The sequence below is a fragment of the Rothia sp. P4278 genome (genome assembly GCF_048512945.1).
In the GTDB taxonomy this organism is placed as follows: Bacteria; Actinomycetota; Actinomycetes; order Actinomycetales; family Micrococcaceae; genus Rothia.
The window spans coordinates 553497-573217 of record NZ_JBLXXU010000001.1; the positions used below are offsets into that span (position 1 = coordinate 553497).

At 55.9% G+C, this 19721-nt stretch carries 17 protein-coding genes; 8 read left to right on the plus strand and 9 right to left on the minus strand.

Annotated features, from left to right (window positions below; all coding sequences use genetic code 11):
• Window positions 1-75: 75 nt before the first annotated feature.
• Complete coding sequence (locus ACN085_RS02475) at window positions 76-747, minus strand: hypothetical protein (protein ID WP_419110471.1); 672 nt, start codon at window positions 745-747, stop codon at window positions 76-78.
• Window positions 748-1188: 441 nt separating this feature from the next.
• Window positions 1189-2136: a ketopantoate reductase family protein gene (locus ACN085_RS02480; RefSeq protein ID WP_419110472.1), complete on the minus strand. Its 948-nt coding sequence runs from the start codon at window positions 2134-2136 to the stop codon at window positions 1189-1191.
• A 26-nt stretch (window positions 2137-2162) separates the two neighbouring features.
• On the opposite strand from ACN085_RS02480, the gene ACN085_RS02485 reads away from it, so the two are divergent.
• A complete protein-coding gene (locus ACN085_RS02485) occupies window positions 2163-2687 on the plus strand; it encodes a DUF664 domain-containing protein (protein ID WP_419110473.1) in 525 nt (174 codons plus the stop codon).
• Window positions 2688-2837: 150 nt separating this feature from the next.
• Here ACN085_RS02485 and ACN085_RS02490 read toward each other — a convergent pair whose 3' ends face one another.
• Window positions 2838-4097 carry an FAD-dependent oxidoreductase gene (locus tag ACN085_RS02490; RefSeq protein WP_419110474.1) on the minus strand — a complete coding sequence of 420 codons (1260 nt, stop codon included), beginning with the start codon at window positions 4095-4097 and terminating at the stop codon, window positions 2838-2840.
• Window positions 4098-4446: 349 nt separating this feature from the next.
• Between ACN085_RS02490 and ACN085_RS02495 the strand changes: the two genes are divergently transcribed.
• Complete coding sequence (locus tag ACN085_RS02495) at window positions 4447-5376, plus strand: carbon-nitrogen hydrolase family protein (RefSeq protein ID WP_419110475.1); 930 nt, start codon at window positions 4447-4449, stop codon at window positions 5374-5376.
• Window positions 5373-6707 carry an APC family permease gene (locus tag ACN085_RS02500; protein ID WP_419110476.1) on the plus strand — a complete coding sequence of 445 codons (1335 nt, stop codon included), beginning with the start codon at window positions 5373-5375 and terminating at the stop codon, window positions 6705-6707. Before ACN085_RS02495 ends, ACN085_RS02500 begins: the two co-directional genes overlap by 4 nt.
• Window positions 6708-6819: 112 nt before the next feature.
• Here ACN085_RS02500 and ACN085_RS02505 read toward each other — a convergent pair whose 3' ends face one another.
• The 5 genes from ACN085_RS02505 to ACN085_RS02525 all read right to left on the minus strand — a co-directional run bounded on the left by ACN085_RS02505 (window position 6820) and on the right by ACN085_RS02525 (window position 11545).
• Window positions 6820-7149 carry a metal-sulfur cluster assembly factor gene (locus tag ACN085_RS02505; RefSeq protein ID WP_419099760.1) on the minus strand — a complete coding sequence of 110 codons (330 nt, stop codon included), beginning with the start codon at window positions 7147-7149 and terminating at the stop codon, window positions 6820-6822.
• Between the two features lie 32 nt (window positions 7150-7181).
• Entirely contained in the window at window positions 7182-7940 is a 759-nt protein-coding gene (sufC, locus tag ACN085_RS02510) for a Fe-S cluster assembly ATPase SufC (RefSeq protein ID WP_419099761.1), read from the minus strand.
• A gap of 28 nt (window positions 7941-7968) precedes the next feature.
• Window positions 7969-9216, minus strand: coding sequence for a Fe-S cluster assembly protein SufD (sufD, locus tag ACN085_RS02515; protein ID WP_419110477.1), 1248 nt, complete (start codon window positions 9214-9216; stop codon window positions 7969-7971).
• Between the two features lie 3 nt (window positions 9217-9219).
• On the minus strand, window positions 9220-10677 hold the full coding sequence (gene sufB / locus ACN085_RS02520) for a Fe-S cluster assembly protein SufB (protein ID WP_419099763.1): 1458 nt from the start codon (window positions 10675-10677) through the stop codon (window positions 9220-9222).
• A 100-nt stretch (window positions 10678-10777) separates the two neighbouring features.
• Window positions 10778-11545: a helix-turn-helix transcriptional regulator gene (locus tag ACN085_RS02525; RefSeq protein ID WP_419110478.1), complete on the minus strand. Its 768-nt coding sequence runs from the start codon at window positions 11543-11545 to the stop codon at window positions 10778-10780.
• Between the two features lie 320 nt (window positions 11546-11865).
• Here ACN085_RS02525 and ACN085_RS02530 point away from each other — a divergent pair, with 320 nt between their 5' ends.
• Genes ACN085_RS02530 through ACN085_RS02540 form a run of 3 tightly spaced genes read left to right on the plus strand, consistent with a single transcriptional unit; the run spans window position 11866 to window position 14723 of the window.
• Window positions 11866-12828: an ABC transporter ATP-binding protein gene (locus tag ACN085_RS02530; protein ID WP_419110698.1), complete on the plus strand. Its 963-nt coding sequence runs from the start codon at window positions 11866-11868 to the stop codon at window positions 12826-12828.
• A complete protein-coding gene (locus ACN085_RS02535; protein ID WP_419099765.1) occupies window positions 12825-13610 on the plus strand; it encodes an ABC transporter permease in 786 nt (261 codons plus the stop codon). Before ACN085_RS02530 ends, ACN085_RS02535 begins: the two co-directional genes overlap by 4 nt.
• 30 nt (window positions 13611-13640) lie before the next feature.
• Window positions 13641-14723, plus strand: coding sequence for a COX15/CtaA family protein (locus ACN085_RS02540; protein WP_419110479.1), 1083 nt, complete (start codon window positions 13641-13643; stop codon window positions 14721-14723).
• A 76-nt stretch (window positions 14724-14799) separates the two neighbouring features.
• Here ACN085_RS02540 and ACN085_RS02545 read toward each other — a convergent pair whose 3' ends face one another.
• Complete coding sequence (locus tag ACN085_RS02545; RefSeq protein ID WP_419099810.1) at window positions 14800-15741, minus strand: heme o synthase; 942 nt, start codon at window positions 15739-15741, stop codon at window positions 14800-14802.
• 485 nt (window positions 15742-16226) lie between these two features.
• On the opposite strand from ACN085_RS02545, the gene tkt reads away from it, so the two are divergent.
• Entirely contained in the window at window positions 16227-18338 is a 2112-nt protein-coding gene (gene tkt / locus ACN085_RS02550; protein ID WP_419099767.1) for a transketolase, read from the plus strand.
• 130 nt (window positions 18339-18468) lie between these two features.
• Window positions 18469-19575, plus strand: a complete 1107-nt coding sequence (gene tal, locus ACN085_RS02555; protein WP_419110480.1) for a transaldolase — start codon at window positions 18469-18471, stop codon at window positions 19573-19575.
• Window positions 19576-19721: the final 146 nt, after the last annotated feature.

Here is a 19721-nt window from a genome sequence, read left to right on the forward strand (position 1 = left end):
CCTAATGCTTTCGCAAGTGAAACACGGGTTTGCCCCCGCCTTTTACGGGCGAGGGCAATCCGTTCAGGGTAAATATTATGCGATTTGGAACTCAACGTCTCCGCCACCAATATCCGGTATCTTGTTACGGTCTACAGCTGTTTTGTCTATCGGGGGAAGGATTACGCGACACTGCCAACTCTGAAACTGCCCGTCTTCAAAGCTGGGTGACGGCAAGGAAATCTCACACCTAATCTCTTCCTCATCCCGATAGTAGAGAAGAAACCAGTGACCGGCAGGAGGCAGGCTACCGATAACCTCGTGAAGAGTATTATCCGCTGGTTTATTGAGATAAAACAGTGCTTCCTGGTTTGCATTGACGGATTCCTTGGTCGCGACGCCCTTTTTCCTGTTGGCTTTTGGAACTACATCCGGGTCAGGGATACCTGTATTAGCATCTCCGCCTAAAATTCCCATCCTGTAGTCACCACCTAGGTGGACAACCAGCGGCCTATTCTTGGGATTTTCTATCTTCCATGGCCCTTTAGTGCGCAATTCCCTGCGGATAACCTCAGTAGTATCAAACCACCTGCGGGTTCCGGCTGCTGTCGCAGGGGCATCAATACCCGTATTTCCCGCAGCCTGCTCACCGGCTTCAAGTCCTGCATTGATATCGACAATCGAAATATCCATTTTTGCAAGGAAGTCCGCAGCATCTTCTGCAGAGATGATAACGGTCGATTTAAGGTTAAACGCTTCAAGCGACATGGTAGAACTCCAGAAACTTGTGGGTACCAGCTTCCTCAAATTATTGCACAAAACCCGAATTTTTGCGATACCAAGTTCACTGCACTCTAGAGCTGTTCCATGAACTTCTTCACAATCGGCTGACCCGTCAGCGCAACGCCCAGCTCGCCATCCTCCGCGACTACGGCTACCGCTATGTCCTTGTGGGCTGCTGCCACCCATGGGTGGGTTTTGGACGGTTGTCCTTGCCGAACTCTGCGGTGCTGGTCTTGCCCATAGCATCATCGGGGTCAGGTTCTTGAGGTCTTGCAGGTAGCTCTCTGTGACCAGGGCTCGCACACGGGTGCTTGGTTGCCTGCTGCTGCCGGGCTTTCACAGTAAACCCGGCAGCTCATCAGGCGCATTGTGATAGGAGGTAAAAATCCGTTCATCGAATATATACCCTGCAGATCGAGTATTGCGCTAGCTTCCCTCTTGATCCCTCGCAATCTCTTCGCGCGCCCTCAGCACCCGGTGGAGGAAGTTCTGCACGGGTGCATCTACTCCGCTCGCTTCTGCGCGCCGGACGATCTCCCCCACCTGGTCATCCAGTTCGGAGGGTCGCCCCTCGGCCAAGTCGCGTTGCATGGACGATGTAGTGCCGGGAGCAAAAACATCGGTGTAAATCGCAAAAGTATCCTGCACGTCCTGTTCGGTGAAGGTAAGGCCGTGTGCACGAGCAACTCTCGCGGTTTCCTGGATAGCTTCGAGCACGAGGTTGCGGGTTGAGTCGTGGGAGCGAGTTTGGCCCACCGTCAGCTGCGATACGGCGCCGACACCGCCGTAGGAGGCAATCAGTGCCAGCTTCTTCCAGAGGGCACGTTGAATATCGCTGGTCGGAGTGATTTCAACCGGTGTCCTCTCAAACATGTCCTGTACACGGCTCAGGCCATCGGAGCTATTTCCGGCCTGGAACTCCCCCACCGTCAGTTGCGCCTCTCGACCCAGTAGGTGAACGGTCTGCGGGCTTTTGCGCTCCACAATGACCACGCAGGTTGAAGCAAGCGTGGGGTTTTTCGGTAGAGTGCGGGCGCAGTGTTCCGGAGCGGTGATACCGTTTTGAACCGTCAACAGCAGGGCCGAGCTGGGAATTTTACCGTCAAGCTCCTCAAGGGCTCCTGGCACCTGCCAGGCCTTAGTAGCAATCAGCACCGCATCAACATCAAGCTGCTCAGTCACATCGGTGAATACGCTGGCAATGCTGACCGACTCCTGACTACCGTCTGCCCGCTGGACGGTAATCTCTGGCTGGCTCCCCGTAGCAAGAGGCCAGGGGCTTCGTGCTTTCAGGTGGATATCGTGACCGGCTTGAGCCAGGGTTGCGGCGAAATAGAGCCCCATGGCTCCTGCACCGTAAATCATGATATTCATATTTACCTATAGTATTCTAAATCACCATGAAAACCCCTTTGCGTGAACCATCATTAACCGGCAATGAAAAAGAGCTTGTCCTGGGCTACCTCAGCTTTCAGCAGCAAGTTTTTATACGTAAGATACACAATGAGCACGGGGACCTACTGTCTGATGAAGTGCTTTCCAAGGCTCTTCCACCCAGCACTATGACCCTCAAAGGTATGATCGCCCACCTATGGTTTGTAGAAGACTACTGGCGTCAAGAAGTTCTCCTAGGCCAAAACCTACCCCAGCCCTGGCAATCAATGGACTGGGACGCTGACCCAGACGCTGACTGGCACATTAGACTCCCAACCCCTCAGTGTGTCACACGCCTACAAGACTCTATGCAGGCAACCCACCGGCTCCTAGAAGCCAGCAACTGGGACCAACTAAGCACAGGTAAACTCAAGGACGGCACCCGCTTCTCCTACCGCTGGGTTGCCCTGCATCTGGTGGAAGAATGGGGCAGGCACCTGGGCCACGCTGATTTGCTCCGAGAAAACATTGACGGGACGGTGGGTGATTGAGAAACCAGCATTCTTGGGTTTCTCGCACCCCCATCGAGCAAGCTCTGCCCCTGGCGAGAGCTACCTGTCAGCATGGAGGTACCCCAAAAGTGCACCCCCACTTCCTTCTTGGTTTCTTCAAGCCTTTTGGGAGCTGCCTAGACTGCTCAGCTAGGCTAGTAGTGCATTAAAAAGCTCAGAAGTTGAGGGGTGGGTGTAGATACCCTCTCCTAGAGCTTCAGCAGGAATCTTCTGGGTCATGGCCAGGGCTACCGTGTTAATCAGTTCTTGGGAGTCGATGCACCAGAGGGTAGCGCCAAGAATCTGATTGGTCGTCCGGTCTATTACAAACTGGGCGATACCCTCGGGCTGGCCCATTATTTTGGGGCGGGGAACAATCGCCAGGTCAGCGATTGCAGATTCACGCACCTCAATCTCATAGTCTCGGGCTGCTTCCTGGGTGGTAAGTCCCACGGTAGAGAGCGGTGGGTTAATGAAGGTAGTGGCCGGTAGCAGGCGGCCGGTGCGGGTACGGGAGCCATCGCCCCATCGGTGAGACAGCACGATGCGGTGATCATCATAGGAGGCGTAAGTGAACTGGGGTGCACCTGTGACGTCTCCGACCGCGTAAATTCCTTCTACACTGGTGCGACAGTGCTGGTCGACCTTGATCCCCTTTTCGGTGTAGTCGACACCGGCTGCCTCAAGGTTCAGCCCGGCAACTGCGGGACGGCGTCCTGTGGCTACCAGAATAACCTCATCGCCCAGCTGTTCATTGGCCTGCTCTGCGGAAATACGCCGGTCAACAATGGCGATACCCTGAGCTTCTAGGTGCTCACGCACCGCCTGGGCAATGTTCCTGTCCAGGGCGGGTAGAAAGTCACCTTCGCCCTTATAGATAGTCACCCTGCTACCGAAGCCAGAGAACATGGTGGCAAACTCAAGACCAATCGGTCCACCGCCAATAACAGCCAGGGTAGCCGGTGTATGCTCAAGCTGCTGGATGCTGGTGGAGTCGTGCAGTCGTCCACCCACCTCAACTCCAGAAGAAGCACCGGTGTTAATGATGATAGTGGATGCCCTGACCTGTACCTGCTCCCCCACCTGCACGGTTGAAGAATCAACGAACCGGGCCGGTCCGTCGAGCAGGAGCACGCCCTTGCCCTCCACCATTTTCTGGTTAGCGGCCCTAAGACGGGCGATGAAGCTGTTACGGTCATCTCGTGCCGGCTTAAACTCCCTGCGCTTGTGAGACTGGTTCAGCAGGAACTTGGTCGGTACGCAACCAATATTGATGCAGGTACCGCCGTACATTGCGGGGTCTTCTTCCACCAGCGCTACCTTGTCCCCAGCAGCAGCTCGTTTCATGGCGACCGTTTTGCCGGCCTTGCCAAAGCCAAGTACCAGCACATCAACGGTTAACTCTTCCATCCTGCTCCTTACCTCATAGATTTTCTGTGGATTTTCCCTGCCCATCTTACTCCTCTCAACCTCCGCTCCGGTCACCCGGCTGAGGCTCCTAGAAGCCAGCGACTGGAGCCAACTAAGCACAGGTAGGCTCAAGGACGGGCCCGCTTCTTCTGCCCCTGGATTGCTCTGCATCTGGTGGAAGAATGGGGCAGGCGCCTAGGCCAGGCTGATTTGCTCCGAGAAAAATATCGATAGAGCATGGATGATTGGTTCACCTTTGGCAGTGTACAGTATGGTCAAATACAGTGCTTGAAAACACACTTCTAGCCGTCTAGCTATTGCTAGAGCCAGATCAGAAATAAGGTGCAAAATGTCAAAAACAGAGTGGAATCTGGGACTTGCCCAACGCAAACCCCTGCCAGGCCTCAACAATCTTGAAGCCCTACGAGAGGACATTCAGGAAACCCTCCACAAGCACCCCCAGCTTGACTTGTTGGTCTACCCCGAAATGCACCTCCAAGATGTCTTTGCCTACCCACCAGATGAACACCGACAACACATGCTGAACTGGGCCACTCCCCTTGACGGGGATCTGGTCAGGGCACTGGGGCAGCTGGCTCATGAGTTCAAGATCTGGTTGATTCCCGGCAGTATCAACGAAAGCCACCAAGGAAAGCTCTACAACACTGAGCTCCTCATAGCACCCAGCGGTCACCTACAGGCGGCCTACCGTAAGATGTTCCCCTGGAGACCCCACGAACCCCATGACTACGGCAGGGAGTTTATTACCAGCACAATTATGCACCCCAGCCAAGTGTCAGACTCGGCAGCAGCTGGACAAGATCAATCCAGCCTGACTCTAGGGCTCTCAAATTGCTACGACACCTGGTTCCCTGAGCACAGCAGACATCTAAGCTGGCTAGGGGCCCAGGCTATTATCAACATAGTCAAAACAACCAGTGATGACCGTCAACAAGAACTCATCCTTGCACAAGCCAACGCTATCAGTAACCAGATCTACTTCTTCAGCGTCAATTGCGCTGAGCCGCTAGGGCGAGGCGGTAGTATCGCCGTAGATCCAGAAGGAAAGATTCTAGCCCAGGCAGCAGGTGGAGAGGAAACGCTCCTTGTCCAATACTCGCAGGAGGTTTTAGACAGGGTAAGGCAAGAAGGCACCTGCGGAACCAACCGTATCTGGCATCAGTTCACCGCCCAAGACCCACCCATCGCACTACCCATGTACAGCGGACAAATTAACCCTGCAACCTGGGCACCTTCCGTACAAGGAGCGCACTCATGACAGAAAATAGCCAAGCACGGCTACCTCAAACCCTCAAATTACCCTCCCTAGTAATTTTTGGTCTGGCCTACCTTACCCCGCTCATCGTCCTCGGAATCTTTGGAGTTATCGCCTCCACTACCCAAGGGGCTAGCTCAGGGGCATACCTTATTGCTCTGCTAGCAATGCTCTTTACTGCCAACAGTTACAGTAGGTTAGCCGGTATCTACCCAGAAGCGGGCTCTGCCTACACCTACGTCCGTAAGATCTTAGGCAACCGCATAGGGTTTTTGGTCGGTTGGCTCACTCTCCTCGATTATCTTTTCCTGCCCATGGTGATCTGGCTAATTGGCGGGGCCTACCTCAACGCCCAATTCCCAGATATCCCAACCGCCCTGTGGATTATCCTATTCGTCCTCATTACCACAGCTCTGAATATCATTGGGATTAAAGTAGCCGATAAGGTCAATCTAATTCTCATGGCCTTCCAGATCCTGGTGCTGGTTATATTCGTCGTGCTCACCTGCTTGACCCTGGCAGGGGCATCGCAGAACCTCTTAAGCCTGGCGCCTTTTACGGGTGGATCTAATTCAAACTTTGCGCTCATCACCGCAGGCGCCGCCATTGCAGCATATTCTTTCTTAGGCTTCGACGCGGTAACGACCCTAGCCGAAGAAACGCATGAGGCTGAAAAAACCGTACCCAGAGCTATCTTCTTTGTTGCTCTAATTGGCGGTGCAATCTTTATCGTCGTTTCATACTTTGGCCAGCTGGTGCACCCCGGCGGTATCTTCGAAAATGTAGATTCTGCTGGGTTTGAAATTGCCAAGACCGTAGGAGGCAACCTCTTTGCCTCTATCTTCGTTGCGGCGCTCATTATTGCTCAGTTTACTTCAGGTATCGCAGCCCAGGCAGCAGGTAGTCGCCTGCTCTTCGCTATGGGGCGAGATAAAATGCTACCCTCCAAAATCTTTGGTTTTTTGAGCCGCCGCACACAGACCCCCGTCTACAGCATCATCACCATCGGCCTTGTCGGCGCTCTAGCCGTTTTCCTTGACCTTACTACCTCTACCTCTTTCATTAATTTCGGTGCCTTTGTCTCCTTCACCATGGTCAATATCTCCCTCATCCTTTTGTGGGCGCAGTCAAAGAAAAATGCAGGCCACCAAGGCAGGTTAGTCCGAGACCTGGTGGCACCTACCATCGGCGCCCTGGTTATCGTCTACCTGTTGCTACAGCTAGACGGCGCCGCTATCAGGCTGGGTCTTATCTGGTTGGGCTTAGGGCTCTTGCTCCTAGCCGTTAAGACTCGTTTCTTCACCCACAACCCACCGGAATTTTTAGCGGAATAGCCCACTAACCCCAGATACATGGAGCTGCTTAGAGGAAAAGTCCCTTACCCCGCGCGCTCAGCGGGGTAAGGGACTTTTGGCTCAGAAAAGAAGCACAGCTGCTGGCAACAATTTAGATGTTGAAGCCCAGGGCTCTCATCTGGTCACGGCCGTCTTCGGTAATGCGCTCTGGGCCCCACGGGGGCATCCAGACCCAGTTAACATGCCACTCATCAATCATGGTTTCCAGGTTCTGAGCAACCTGTTCCTCGATGACGTCCTGTAGGGGGCAGGCTGCGGTGGTTAGGGTCATATCCAGCACCAGGGCGCCTTCATCATTCCAGCGCATACCGTACAGCAAGCCCAAATCTACGATATTGATCCCTAGCTCGGGGTCAATCACGTTCATGAGGGCTTCCTCAATCTCTTCTTGGCTGGGGGCACCAGCGGGAGCCTCAGACATTGCAGTCACCTTTCGTAAGCGGTTTGGTGGGCTTACTTAGCGGCTAGGTAGCGCTCGTAGCCTTCTTCTTCCAGGCGGTCTGCCAGTTCGGAGCCGCCCTGGTCTACCATCTTGCCATCTACGAAAACGTGCACGAACTGCGGCTTGATGTAGCGCAAGATTCGGGTGTAGTGGGTAATGAGCATGACGCCCATATCGTTCTCGGCGTGAGCGCGGTTAACACCCTCAGAGACGACCTTAAGTGCATCAACATCCAGGCCGGAGTCGGTTTCGTCCAGGATGCCGAACTTGGGCTTGAGTAGTTCCAGTTGCAGAATCTCGTGGCGCTTCTTTTCGCCACCTGAGAAGCCTTCGTTGACGTTACGGCTAATGAAGTCCGGATCAATGGAGAGGTTCTCCATAGCTGCCTTAACATCTTTGGTCCAGGTGCGCAGGGCAGGTGCTTCGCCGTCAACAGCGGTCTTAGCTGAGCGTAGGAAGTTGCTCATAGTGACACCGGGGATTTCAACGGGGTACTGCATAGCCAGGAAGAGGCCAGCGCGTGCACGCTCATCGACCGACATTTCAGTGACGTCTTCGCCATCAAGCAGGATCTGACCGGAATCGATCTGGTATTTGGGGTGACCGGCGATAGTGGAAGCCAGGGTTGACTTGCCTGAGCCGTTGGGTCCCATAATGGCGTGGATTTCGCCAGAGTTGATGGTCAGGTTGACGCCCTTCAGGATGGGCTTGGTGTTGTCGTCATCGAGGATGACTGAAACGTGTAGGTCCTTGATTTCAAGGGTTGCCATGAGTTGTTTCTCCTAGAGAGGTAAAGCTTTAGTTATTGGATAGCGCGAGTTCGGCTTCGAGTGCCGCGAAGAGCTGTTCTTCGAGCTCGTCAATGCGGATCTGCTGGATAATCTCGTTGAGGAAGCCACGAACGACCAGGCGGCGGGCTTGGTCTTCGGGGATACCTCGAGCCTGCAGGTACCAGAGGTGATCTTCATCGAGCTGGCCGGTGGTGGAAGCATGGCCGGCGCCCTCAATGAGGCCGGTTTCGATTTCCAGGTTGGGCACAGAGTCGGCGCGGGGGCCGTCTTCCAGAATCAGGTTTCGGTTGAGCTCGTAGGTGTCGGTGCCTTCGGCGTCCTTACCGATCAGAACGTCACCCACCCATACAGAGCGCGCGCTCTTGCCCTGCAGTGCACCCTTGTAGGTGACGCGGGACTTGCAGTTGGGCACGGTGTGCGCAACGAACAGGCGGTTTTCCATATGCTGGTTGGCATCGACAAAGTAGAGGCCGTACATCTCAGTTTCAGCGCCGGGGGCGGTGAACTTGGTGGAGGGGGTAACTCGGACCAGGTCGCCGCCCAGGCTGATGTTGATGTGCTTAAACTTGGCGTCGCGCCCCAGTGAAGCGTACTGGGCTGAGGCGTGGATTGCGTCCTTGTCCCACTGCTGGAGGGTGATGACGGTCAGGGAGGACGAGTCGCCTACCTTGAACTCCACGTTCTGTGAGAGCACAGCGCTACCGGTGTGGCGCAGAACCACAAGGGCCTTGGAGAAAGGCTTAGTTTCGATAAAGAGGTGCTGAGCGGACGGGTCCTTGTGGGTTCCCTCGATATTGACCTCGATGCGCTCGGTCAGCTCGGCTTCTGCGGGGACGGTAATAGCGGTTGCCTGGGCGAAAGCGCTCCAAGCGTTTGCCGCTACACGGTCCTCGGGGATGCCGGCGGACCCGATACGGGCATCGGTGCGCTCGACGGTTTCTACCTGGACTTCGGCGGGAGCGGTGACCTGCGTAGCGGGTGCCTCACCGGTCAGCTGCTCGGTGTGCAAGCTACCCAGCCGCTTAAGGGGGGTAAAACGCCAGTCTTCTTCACGGCCTGTTAGGGCGGGGAAGTCCTCTACCTTAAAGGAGGTCTTGCGCTCGGCGCGCGAAGCGTCGATTTCTACCTTGTCGGTGTTGTGCTGAGAGACGCGGATGGTGTCATCGGTGGCCAGCTCTGATGCCAGCTTTTCACCTTCCTGGTCCATACCGGGAATGAGGGGGTTGTTGTGCCCCTGGTTTGCTTCGTTAGCCATAATTTAGCCTACGGATCCTTCCATCTGGAGTTCGATCAGGCGGTTGAGTTCTAGGGCGTATTCCATGGGGAGCTCGCGGGCGATGGGCTCTACGAAGCCGCGAACAATCATAGCCATGGCTTCGTCCTCGGGCAGGCCACGCTGCTGGAGGTAGAAGAGCTGCTCTTCAGAAACACGGGAGACGGTCGCTTCGTGGCCCATGGTGACGTCGTCTTCGCGGATATCTACGTAAGGGTAGGTATCTGAGCGGGAGATGGTGTCCACCAGCAGGGCGTCACAGACCACGGAGCTCTTAGCTCGTGAGGCACCTTCACGGACCTGAACCAGGCCTCGGTAGGCCGCACGGCCGCCGTTACGAGCTACCGACTTGGAGACGATAGTTGATGAGGTGTTGGGGGCGATGTGCACCATCTTGGAACCGGTGTCCTGGTGCTGGCCTTCACCGGCGAATGCGATGGATAGGGTCTCGCCTTTAGCCTGTTCACCGACCATGTATACGGCGGGGTACTTCTGGGTGACCTTTGAGCCGATATTGCCGTCAATCCATTCCATGGTTGCGCCCTCGTGAGCGATAGCGCGCTTGGTCACAAGGTTGTAGACGTTGTTGGACCAGTTCTGAATGGTGGTGTAACGAACGCGAGCGTTCTTCTTGACAACAATTTCAACCACAGCGGAGTGCAGTGAGTCGGTCTTGTAGATGGGGGCGGTGCAACCCTCAATGTAGTGAACGTAGGAGCCTTCATCGGCAATGATGAGGGTACGCTCGAACTGGCCCATGTTCTCGGTGTTAATACGGAAGTAGGCCTGCAGAGGGATTTCTACGTGGACTCCCGGGGGAACATAGACGAAGGAGCCACCGGACCATACAGCTGTGTTCAGCGCTGCGAACTTGTTATCGCCGGCGGGGATAACGGAGCCGAAGTATTCCTCGAAAAATTCGGGGTGCTCTTTGAGGGCGGTATCGGTATCCAAGAAGATGACGCCCTGGGCTTCAAGGTCTTCACGGATCTGGTGGTAGACAACCTCAGACTCGTACTGAGCGGCAACACCAGCGACGAGGCGGTTACGTTCTGCCTCGGGGATACCCAGCTTTTCGTAGGTGTTACGGATGTCTTCGGGCAGTTCTTCCCAGGTTTCTGCCTGTCGTTCGGTGGAGCGAACGAAGTACTTGATGTTGTCGAAGTCGATATCCGACAGATCAGCGCCCCAGCTGGGCATGGGTTTGCGGTCGAAGAACTTGAGAGCCTTTAGGCGGAGGTCAAGCATCCACTGGGGTTCGCTCTTCTTGCCTGAAATGTCGCGCACGACATCTTCGTCCAGACCACGCTTTGCAGCCTGGCCCGCTTCATCTGAGTCGGCCCAGCCGTACTCGTAGGTACCGATACCTTCGAGTTCGGGGTTTGCCTCCAGAATCTCTGAAATGACGGTGTTGTTGGCCTTGCGCTCAACCTGTTCAGTCATTACGGCCTTTCTTGGTGGGTTGGTTTTCGCTGGGTGGCCAGCGAAATCTTCTTCTCTCCGGGCTTGACCTCTTGTGGCGGGTAAGGCCCGGTGGGAAAGTCTATTGGTTTCTATCAGCGGTGGTAGCTCTTGCGTCTTGCTCGGTGAGCTGAGTGGCCGCTGCCCGCCCCAGCGGAATGTGGGTGGTGCAGACGTGGGCGCCATTGGCCATGGTTGAAAGCCTGCGCACGTCAACTCCCAGGAGGTCGGAAATAATCTCTGTTTCCTGGTCGCAGAAAACGCTGAAGTCTTCGGCGAGGTCCCTGACCGGGCAGTGCCCCTGGCAGAGCTGAATGGATGCAAGCAGGTGGTCGGGGAGCTTGGTGCGAGAGCCTGGGCGTGCCGGGCTCATCTCTTGGGCAGTGGCAACAAAGCCGTCTCGAGTCATGGCTTCAGCCAGGGCTTCAGCTCGGGCTGATACATCGTCTCCCGCTGCTTCAACAACCGGGCGGTAGCGTTCTGCCATCTCGTGGGCCCGCGCGCTGGCGAATTGACGGAGCGCGCTCTCCCCTACGGCATCTTTGAGCATGGTGAGTGCATCGCGGGCAATGTCCAGGTAGTCGTTGCCCAGTTCGCTGTGGCCGCGGGGTGCTATGACATAGCGCCGGGCGGGACGACCAGCGCCTGCCCCGTGTTGCCGGTGGCTGGCAACCTCAATGAGGTTATCTTTTTCAAGGGCGTCAAGGTGACGGCGTACAGCTGCCGGGGTAAGGCTGAGTAGCTCACCCAGTTTGGCCGCAGAAACAGGGCCGTGAGTGAGAACTCCTTGCAGAACGCGATCGCGGGTGCGTTCCTCTGTTTCTGCAGGGCGCGTTGTCTTTACGGACACAGTGCTGCCTTTCTCTGCGGAATACACCAATAAAGTATGTCGTAATTGGCCGACATTAAGCTAGTAAGGTCACCCTATTTAACGGGGTACAGTTGGTCACATTTATTATGAGTTTCTCATATTAACCTCTTATTTGCCCGCTAAAGTAGGAGTCATCGACCGCGGGCGGTCAAAGTTAGCTGAGAAAGTTGTTTCAAACGCCCAGCTAGACCTCAACATCTTCTGGAAGCCACTAGAATGGACGGGTGATTACACACTCCCATAGCCCCGGCACCGCCTGCCCTCAAGAAAACCCAGCTCACCAGAGCTCACCTGCTCTCATGATTGACGGGCTGGTCAAGGACTTCTCCCCTTCAAAGGCATACGCACGCCAGCACCCAGATGCCCTCACTGACGCTGGTCTTAAGCGCGCGGTCAATGGCCTTTCCCTAGAAATTCATAGGGGGCAGGTAACCGTCCTATTAGGTGCCAATGGTGCTGGCAAAACGACTACCCTTGCATGCGCCCAGGGCCTGCTCAATCCTGATGCTGGGACTATCTCCTTGCTGGGCCAGAACCCCTGGGGAGCTTCCCCCGACTTGCGTGCTAGGGTTGGCATCATGCTTCAGGACGGTGGCCTACCTCCGGCTGTTAGGCCTATCCCCCTTCTTAAGCATGTCGCCCGCATGTACTCCGACCCGTTGAACGTCGATGAAATAGCCAGACGATTGGGAATTGACGCTTTCAACGGAACCACTATTCGCAGATTATCCGGCGGCCAGAAACAAAGGGTTGCCCTGGCAGCAGCACTTATTGGACGTCCAGAGGTTCTTTTTCTCGATGAGCCAACCGCTGGCCTCGATCCGCAATCACGGGCCGTTGTCTTCGACATTATTCGTGAACAGCGCCAGGCCGGTGTCGCGGTTATCTTGACCACCCATCTGCTCGATGATGCCCAGCGAATTGCCGACTATGTGTACATGATTGAACGCGGTTCAGTGGTTCTCTCTGGGACTATGGACCGGGTGCTTATGGCTGGTAGCCAGGCAGAAAAGACCCTGACCTTCACTGCTCTGCCCGGCCTGACCAGCAGCCTTATCTTTACCCCGGCTCAGGCTCAGCAGATCACCCTACTTGAAGAATCGTCTGGCTTCTACCGGCTAGTCGGGGACATCACCCCCCAGCATCTGGCGGAGCTGACGGCTTACTGGGCTAAACACAAGATCATGCCCGGTGAATTTGAACTGGCTAACCGCTCCCTCGAAGACGTATTCCTTGAACTAGCAGGCAGAGAAATCCGATGAGCACTACAGCACCCAAAACCCAACAGGCCACAGCCGCTTCCTCCCCTGCGCGCATTCTTGCTCAGGGCCGTTTTGAAACCCTGGCTATGCTCAAAAATGGTGAACAGCTCATGCTCAATGTCGCTTTCCCAGTCATGGCGATTTTGGCCCTCAACTTCACTGGCTTCCTAGACCCCTGGGCACAGCGGTACGGGGTAGCCCGTATCGACGTTGCTATCCCCGGTGTGCTTGCCCTGTGTGTTCTCTCCACGGCGCTCTCAGGTCAGGGCATCGCCACAGGCTTCGACCGCCGCTACGGTGTTCTCCGATTTATTTCCACCACTCCGCTGGGGCGCGGCGGGCTGGTAGCCGGCAAGGTACTGGCCGTACTTTCGGTCCTCCTCATTCAGTACCTGCTGGTAGGCGCGCTCGGGCAGCTTCTTGGATGGACGGCAACTATCCCCGGTCTACTGCTCTCAGCCCCAACACTCCTACTGGGCGCGGCCTGCTTCACCTCCCTAGGACTCCTCATTGCTGGCACTGTCAGGGCTGAAGCCACCCTAGCAATTGTCAATATGGCCTGGGTCATCCTGGCAGGTGCAGGCGGCATCCTTATTCCCACCGACCGTTACCCGGCATGGCTCTCGCAGCTGATCGACCTCCTGCCCTCAGCGGCACTTGGTAATGCTCTACGCGGGGATTTTGTGGGCCACCAGTTCCTCCTGGTACCTCACATTATTTTGATTCTGAGCACCGTGCTCTTTGGCGCTCTGGCCGTCCGTTTCTTCAAATGGTCTGCCTAAGACCACCCTCCACCAGTGAAAGAAAAGTTCATGACTAGCAGGAACTCATCTAACCCCTCATCTGAGAGAGCTCAGCGGCTACCAGTAGCTAGCAAGGTCATACCCAGCAGCTATACCCCCTGGATTAAAAAAACAGCCTGGGCTTTAGCTATCGCCAATATCTTCTTGATTATCTCCGGTGGCGTTGTTCGTCTCACGGGCTCAGGGCTGGGCTGTGACACCTGGCCTAAGTGCACCTCCGATGGATCCTGGACAACCACCCCCGAAATGGGCATCCACGGCTTGGTGGAGTTCGGTAACCGCCTCCTGACTTTTGTGCTGGTTATTATCACAATTGTCGCTTTTATCACTATCCTGGGCATCGTTTTCCCTCAGCGGGTCAGCGCCGGTTTCTTCGTCAAAAAGCTCATCTTTGGTGCCCGGGCCCACGAGTCCCGCTATGCGGACCTCTTCAATCTCACTTTGCTTCTGCTCTGGGGCATCCCCGTCCAAGCGGTTGTCGGTGGTATTTCTGTCTGGCAGAAACTCAACCCCTGGATGGTCACGGCCCATTACATCCTGTCGGCAATCATGATTGCACTTGCGGCTATCTATCTCAATCGTATTTACCGGTACTTTGGTGGTACTGCTCAGGCTGAGGGGTTGGCGGCAGAGGCACCTCGTGAAGGCTCAGGCCTTATGCGGGTCCTCGGCTGGCTAGGCTTCGCTCTGGTTGCCGCACTCATCTTTATGGGTACCGTGACCACAGGTACCGGACCTCACGCTGGTGATGCTGAAACCCACCGTCATGCTTTTGACCCTGTGCTGGTAACCCGACTCCACGGAACCCTAGTCTGGACCTACTGCGCCACGCTCTTGGCTTTCTTCGTATTGGTCCGTAAATACGCTCTAGCCCCGATCTTCACCAAGTCCCTTTTCTGGGTTCTGCTTGTTTTGGGCTACCAGGCAGTTGTGGGCTACACCCAGTACTTCAACGGCCTACCTGCCTGGCTGGTTGAGTTCCACCTGATTGGGTCAGGTATCTTCTCTCTAGCCGCTGCGTCGCTTATTGAGCGTCAGCTGGTTCTATCCAGTGCAGCCTCCCGCAAGCGTGCACTGGAGCGTATCAGCTAGGCCACGACTGAATGCAAAAAATGGGGGCCCAGCCTGCAGCGAGCAGGCCGGGCCCCAATTTTATTCTGTCTTGCGCTTATATTGACAGAACAGCTGAACCCACAAAAGGATCAATAGCCAGAGCAATGAAAAGTACAGTCAAGTAGGTAATGGAACCGTGGAAGACCACCATGGCAGTTCGGCTCGTAGCCTGTTCTTTGAGGGCCAGAGCGTGAAGCTTGTGGCAGTGGTAGAGAAACCAGGCACCAATCAGCAAGGCGGCAATCGTATACACCCAGCCTGCTCCCCCCAAGGGAATCAGCAGCAGGGAACAAATCACCATAGCCCATCCATAGAGAACGACTTGGACAGAGACACTCTTAGCAGAGTCTGTGGCTCCTAGCATGGGAATACCGGCGGCACGGTAGTCCTCGGCATATTTCATGGAGAGAGGCCAGTAGTGCGGGGGTGTCCAGAGGAAAATCACCATGAAGAGCACAAGAGCGGCCCAGGAAATGGTGTTTTCGACAGCGGCCCAGGCGATGAATACCGGCATGCACCCGGCAAGGCCGCCCCAAACGATATTTTGTTTGGTGCGTTTCTTGAGCCAGAGCGAGTAGAAGACGACATAGAGGAAAATTGCGACTAGGCCCAGAGCTGCGGCTAGCGGGTTCACCAAGAAGTAGAGGTAAATAATCGAAATAACCGATAGCACCCAAGCGAATACCAGGGCTTGGCGGTCAGTGAGCTCACCGGTGACCAAGGGGCGCTTCTCGGTACGCTTCATCAGTCGGTCGGCATCGCGGTCGATGTAGCAGTTAAAGGCACACGAGGCACCGGCAGCCAGGGATCCACCGATCATGGTGTTGAGAACGAGCCAGAGATTGGGGAAGCCCCCCGCAGCAAAGATCATGGTGGGTGCTGTTGTCACCAAAAGGAGTTCGATAATCTGAGGCTTAGTCAGATGAATGTACGCCTTCACCTTGCGCATCAGGGAAATCTGGCCGGGTACAACCGACTCAGGTGCTGTAGAACGCACCTTATCGCGGTCAATCACGGTGTTGATGCCATGGCCCTTCACGTATACTGACTTCCCTTACAGGTCGAGTGTCGTGCTCTTATAACTACCTACCGGTAGTGGTATTCACTATGTGAAATTCCCGGTGATTTCGTGGCGCATGCCCACTCAATCTTTTTATGGCCAGCTGTTACACCAAGTTACCCAGTTTTTAGTGTTTTGGGTCACTTATGAGGGGTGTAAAAATCGTTTGCAAGCAGGCCAAAAGAGCTTTTGTTCAAATTACATCGTATAACGACAGGGCAGGCTGTGCCTAATGTTGCCCGGGTGCCCTTTAGCACCTCCGTCCGCCCTCAGGCGAACCCGGCCAGTAGGTGCAGGTGTGAACTATCCTTAGAGAAGATACTTTTTGCCCATTTACCCCGCACGGAAGACCAGTGCTGGCAGGGCAGATTGACAAATAATTGTCACTATATCTGGGCAACCAGAGCGAGAGAGGATGGCCTATGCCTAATCTGAACCAGAAACTTGAATGGACTGAAAAAGATCAGCGAGCTGTTGACACCGCCCGCGTACTTGCAGCGGATGCAGTTGAGAAGGTCGGTTCAGGTCACCCCGGTACCGCAATGAGCCTGGCCCCCGTTGCATACCTGCTCTTTCAGAAAGTAATGCGCCACGACCCTACCGATGATCGCTGGGCAGGCCGAGACCGTTTTATCCTCTCTCCTGGACACACCTCGCTGACTCTCTACAACCAGCTCTTCTTAGGCGGGTTTGGTCTGGAACTCGACGACATCAAGGCTCTGCGTACCGCTGGAGCCCTCACCCCCGGCCACCCCGAGTTCGGGCACACCAAGGGTGTAGAAATTACGACCGGCCCACTGGGCCAGGGCCTGGCCTCGGCAGTAGGTTTTGCCTATGCGCAGCGCCGCATGCGCGGTCTATTTGACCCCGAAGCAGCTCCCGGCACCTCGCCTTTTGACCACACCATCTTCACCATTGCTTCTGAAGGCGATGTTCAGGAAGGCGTTACCGCCGAAGCCAGCGCGCTTGCCGGTCACCAGCAGCTCGGCAACCTGGTTGTCATCTACGACCGCAACCACATCTCAATTGAAGATGACACGGATGTTGCCTTCACCGAAGACGTAGCAGCCCGTTACGAGGCCTACGGCTGGGATGTCACCACAATCGATTGGACCGCAGGCGGAGAGTACCAGGAAGACGTTGAGGCGCTCTACGATGCTATCGTGGCGGCCACGAAGGTTACCGATAAGCCCTCCTTTATTGAACTGCGCACCATCATTGGCTACCCGGCACCTCATAAGCAGAACACCGGCGGCATTCACGGCTCCAAACTGGGCGCCGACGAGGTAGCCGCCACCAAGAAGATTCTAGGTTTTGACCCTGAACAGCACTTTGCTGTTGAGCCTGAGGTTCTTGAGCACACTCGCGGGCTGCTTGCTCGTAGTGCCGCTGAGCGCGCCGAATGGGACAAGAACTTTGAGACCTGGAAGCAGGCTCATCCCCAAGAAGCCGCCCTCTACGAGCGTCTTATTGCCGGTGAACTTCCCAAGGACCTAGACCAGGCTCTACCTGTCTTTGAGGCTGGTACCGCTGTGGCTACCCGTGCCGCCAGCGGTAAGGTCATCAACGCCCTGGCCCCCCACCTGCCAGAGCTGTGGGGTGGCTCCGCTGACCTGGCCGGTTCTAACAACACCACCATTGACACCGAGAAGAGCTTCAATCCTCAGGCCCGCTCCACCAAGGCTTGGACTGGCCACCCCTACGGTCGCGTCCTGCACTTCGGTATTCGTGAGCACGCAGCAGCGGCTATTACCAACGGTATCGCTCTGTCCTCACCAACCCGTCCCTTCTCCGGCACTTTCTTTGTCTTCACCGACTACCAGCGCCCTGCAGTTCGCTTGGCAGCACTCATGGGTGTACCCAACATCTTCGTATGGACCCACGACTCCATCGGGCTGGGTGAAGATGGCCCCACCCACCAGCCTGTAGAGCATCTGACAGCAATGCGCGCTATCCCCAACCTGGATGTCGTCCGCCCCGCAGACGGTAACGAAACCGCCGTTGCCTGGCGTAAGATTCTCGAGATCAAAGATCACCCGGCAGGCCTGGTGCTCTCACGCCAGAACCTGACCAACCTTGCTCGTGAAGACCTGCACCCCAAGGCTGAGGGTGAGAAGTTCGCTTCAGCCCAGGGCACCGCACGCGGTGGCTATGTGCTGGCTGATACCGAGGGAACCCCGGATGTCATTCTGATTGCTACCGGCTCCGAGGTTGAGCTTGCTCTGGCCGCACGCACCCAGCTTGCAGAAGAAGGCATTGCGGCTCGTGTTGTCTCCATGCCTTGCCGCGAGTGGTTTGCCGCTGAGAGTGCGGAGTACCGCGAGTCGGTTATCCCTGCCGCTGTCAAGGCACGAGTTACTGTCGAAGCCGGCTTGGCTATGTCTTGGCAGGACCTCTTGGGCCATGCTGGTCGCGCTGTCTCTCTGGAACACTACGGTGCATCTGCCTCAGCCGAAGAGCTCTTCGCTGATTTCGGTTTCACCGCCGAGAAAGTAGCTGCAGCAGCACGCGAGTCCATCCAGGCCGCCCAATAACCACAGGGTTCCGTGCGCGGTACCCGTACAGAGAGCGGCGGCTGACCTGCTTTCTGCTCTTGACCTATATGAGCCCTAGCCGGAGCGCATCAGCCCGGCTAGGGCAAGCAACTACAGAGGAAATATACCAATGACTACACCTACCCAGAAGCTTTCCGACGCCGGCGTCTCCATCTGGCTCGATGACCTTTCCCGTGAACGCCTGTCCAGCGGTAACCTGCAGACCCTGATTGATACCAAAAACGTTGTTGGCGTGACCACCAACCCCAGTATTTTTGCCGCAGCACTGAGCAACGGCGCGGCCTACGCTGAGCAGATGAAAAAACTCGCAGAGCAGGGCACAGAGGCAGAAGCCGCGGGCTTCGCCGCCATGATTGATGATGTACGCGATGCCTGCGACGTTTTTGCTCCCATTTACGAGGCAAGCCAGGGCTTTGACGGTCGTGTCTCCATTGAGGTCAGCCCCCTGCTGGCTCGCCAATCTGATGCAACTTTTGCTCAGGCAAAGCAGCTCTACACCGCTGTTGGCCGTGAAAACGTCATGATTAAGATTCCCGCCACCGAAGAGGGTCTTGCCCCCATTGCGCAGACCCTGGCCGAGGGTATCTCGGTCAACGTCACTCTGATCTTCTCGCTGGAACGCTACCGCGCAGTCATCAACGCTTACATGCTGGGCCTAGAGAAAGCACTGGAGAACGGTAAGGATCTGTCAAAGATTCACTCTGTAGCTAGCTTCTTTGTCTCCCGTGTCGACACCGAAATTGATGCCCGTCTCGATGCCATTGCTACCGAGGAGGCCCTGGCCCTGCGTGGCAAGGCCGGTCTTGCTAACGCCCGTCTGGCTTTTGAGGTCTACGAGCAGGCATTCGAGTCAGAGCGCTGGGCACGCCTTGAAGCCGCTGGGGCTAACCGCCAGCGCCCGCTCTGGGCCTCAACAGGTGTCAAAAACCCCGCCTACCCCGACACCCTCTATGTCACCGAGATTGCCGCCCCCGGCACCGTGAACACCATGCCTGAGGCAACTCTCATGGCGACCTTTGACCATGCAGAGGTCGCCGGTAATGCGATTGCAGGCACCTACGAAGAATCAAGCCAGGTACTCAACCAACTTGAAGCAGTAGGTATCTCCTACAAGGAGATAGTTGAGAAGCTGGAAACCGAAGGTCTAGATAAGTTCGAGATTTCTTGGAAGGAACTACTCGATACCGTTCAGGCAGCACTCAGCTCTGAGGCGTAAGGACCCCAGTAGATCGGGTTTTGACCTGGCCGGTACCCTCCTCGGTTCCCGGCCAGGTAAGCCCGGTAAACTAATGCATAGACAGGGTAGCGCGTATCCCCCTGGCTTTTAAGCCAGCTACAGCTACCGCCCATAGCAACCTGTGA

What these genes read in the sequence shown, in the direction of transcription:
- ACN085_RS02535 (WP_419099765.1), top strand. Translation starts at nt 12,825, where the DNA reads ATGAGCACTACAGCACCCAAAACCCAACAGGCCACAGCCGCTTCCTCC.
- ACN085_RS02495 (WP_419110475.1), top strand. Translation starts at nt 4,447, where the DNA reads ATGTCAAAAACAGAGTGGAATCTGGGACTTGCCCAACGCAAACCCCTG.
- ACN085_RS02485 (WP_419110473.1), top strand. Translation starts at nt 2,163, where the DNA reads ATGAAAACCCCTTTGCGTGAACCATCATTAACCGGCAATGAAAAAGAG.
- ACN085_RS02540 (WP_419110479.1), top strand. Translation starts at nt 13,641, where the DNA reads ATGACTAGCAGGAACTCATCTAACCCCTCATCTGAGAGAGCTCAGCGG.
- tkt (WP_419099767.1), top strand. Translation starts at nt 16,227, where the DNA reads ATGCCTAATCTGAACCAGAAACTTGAATGGACTGAAAAAGATCAGCGA.
- sufB (WP_419099763.1), bottom strand. Translation starts at nt 10,677, where the DNA reads ATGACTGAACAGGTTGAGCGCAAGGCCAACAACACCGTCATTTCAGAG.
- sufC (WP_419099761.1), bottom strand. Translation starts at nt 7,940, where the DNA reads ATGGCAACCCTTGAAATCAAGGACCTACACGTTTCAGTCATCCTCGAT.
- ACN085_RS02475 (WP_419110471.1), bottom strand. Translation starts at nt 747, where the DNA reads ATGTCGCTTGAAGCGTTTAACCTTAAATCGACCGTTATCATCTCTGCA.
- ACN085_RS02530 (WP_419110698.1), top strand. Translation starts at nt 11,866, where the DNA reads ATGATTGACGGGCTGGTCAAGGACTTCTCCCCTTCAAAGGCATACGCA.
- tal (WP_419110480.1), top strand. Translation starts at nt 18,469, where the DNA reads ATGACTACACCTACCCAGAAGCTTTCCGACGCCGGCGTCTCCATCTGG.
- ACN085_RS02490 (WP_419110474.1), bottom strand. Translation starts at nt 4,097, where the DNA reads ATGGAAGAGTTAACCGTTGATGTGCTGGTACTTGGCTTTGGCAAGGCC.
- sufD (WP_419110477.1), bottom strand. Translation starts at nt 9,216, where the DNA reads ATGGCTAACGAAGCAAACCAGGGGCACAACAACCCCCTCATTCCCGGT.
- ACN085_RS02480 (WP_419110472.1), bottom strand. Translation starts at nt 2,136, where the DNA reads ATGAATATCATGATTTACGGTGCAGGAGCCATGGGGCTCTATTTCGCC.
- ACN085_RS02500 (WP_419110476.1), top strand. Translation starts at nt 5,373, where the DNA reads ATGACAGAAAATAGCCAAGCACGGCTACCTCAAACCCTCAAATTACCC.
- ACN085_RS02505 (WP_419099760.1), bottom strand. Translation starts at nt 7,149, where the DNA reads ATGTCTGAGGCTCCCGCTGGTGCCCCCAGCCAAGAAGAGATTGAGGAA.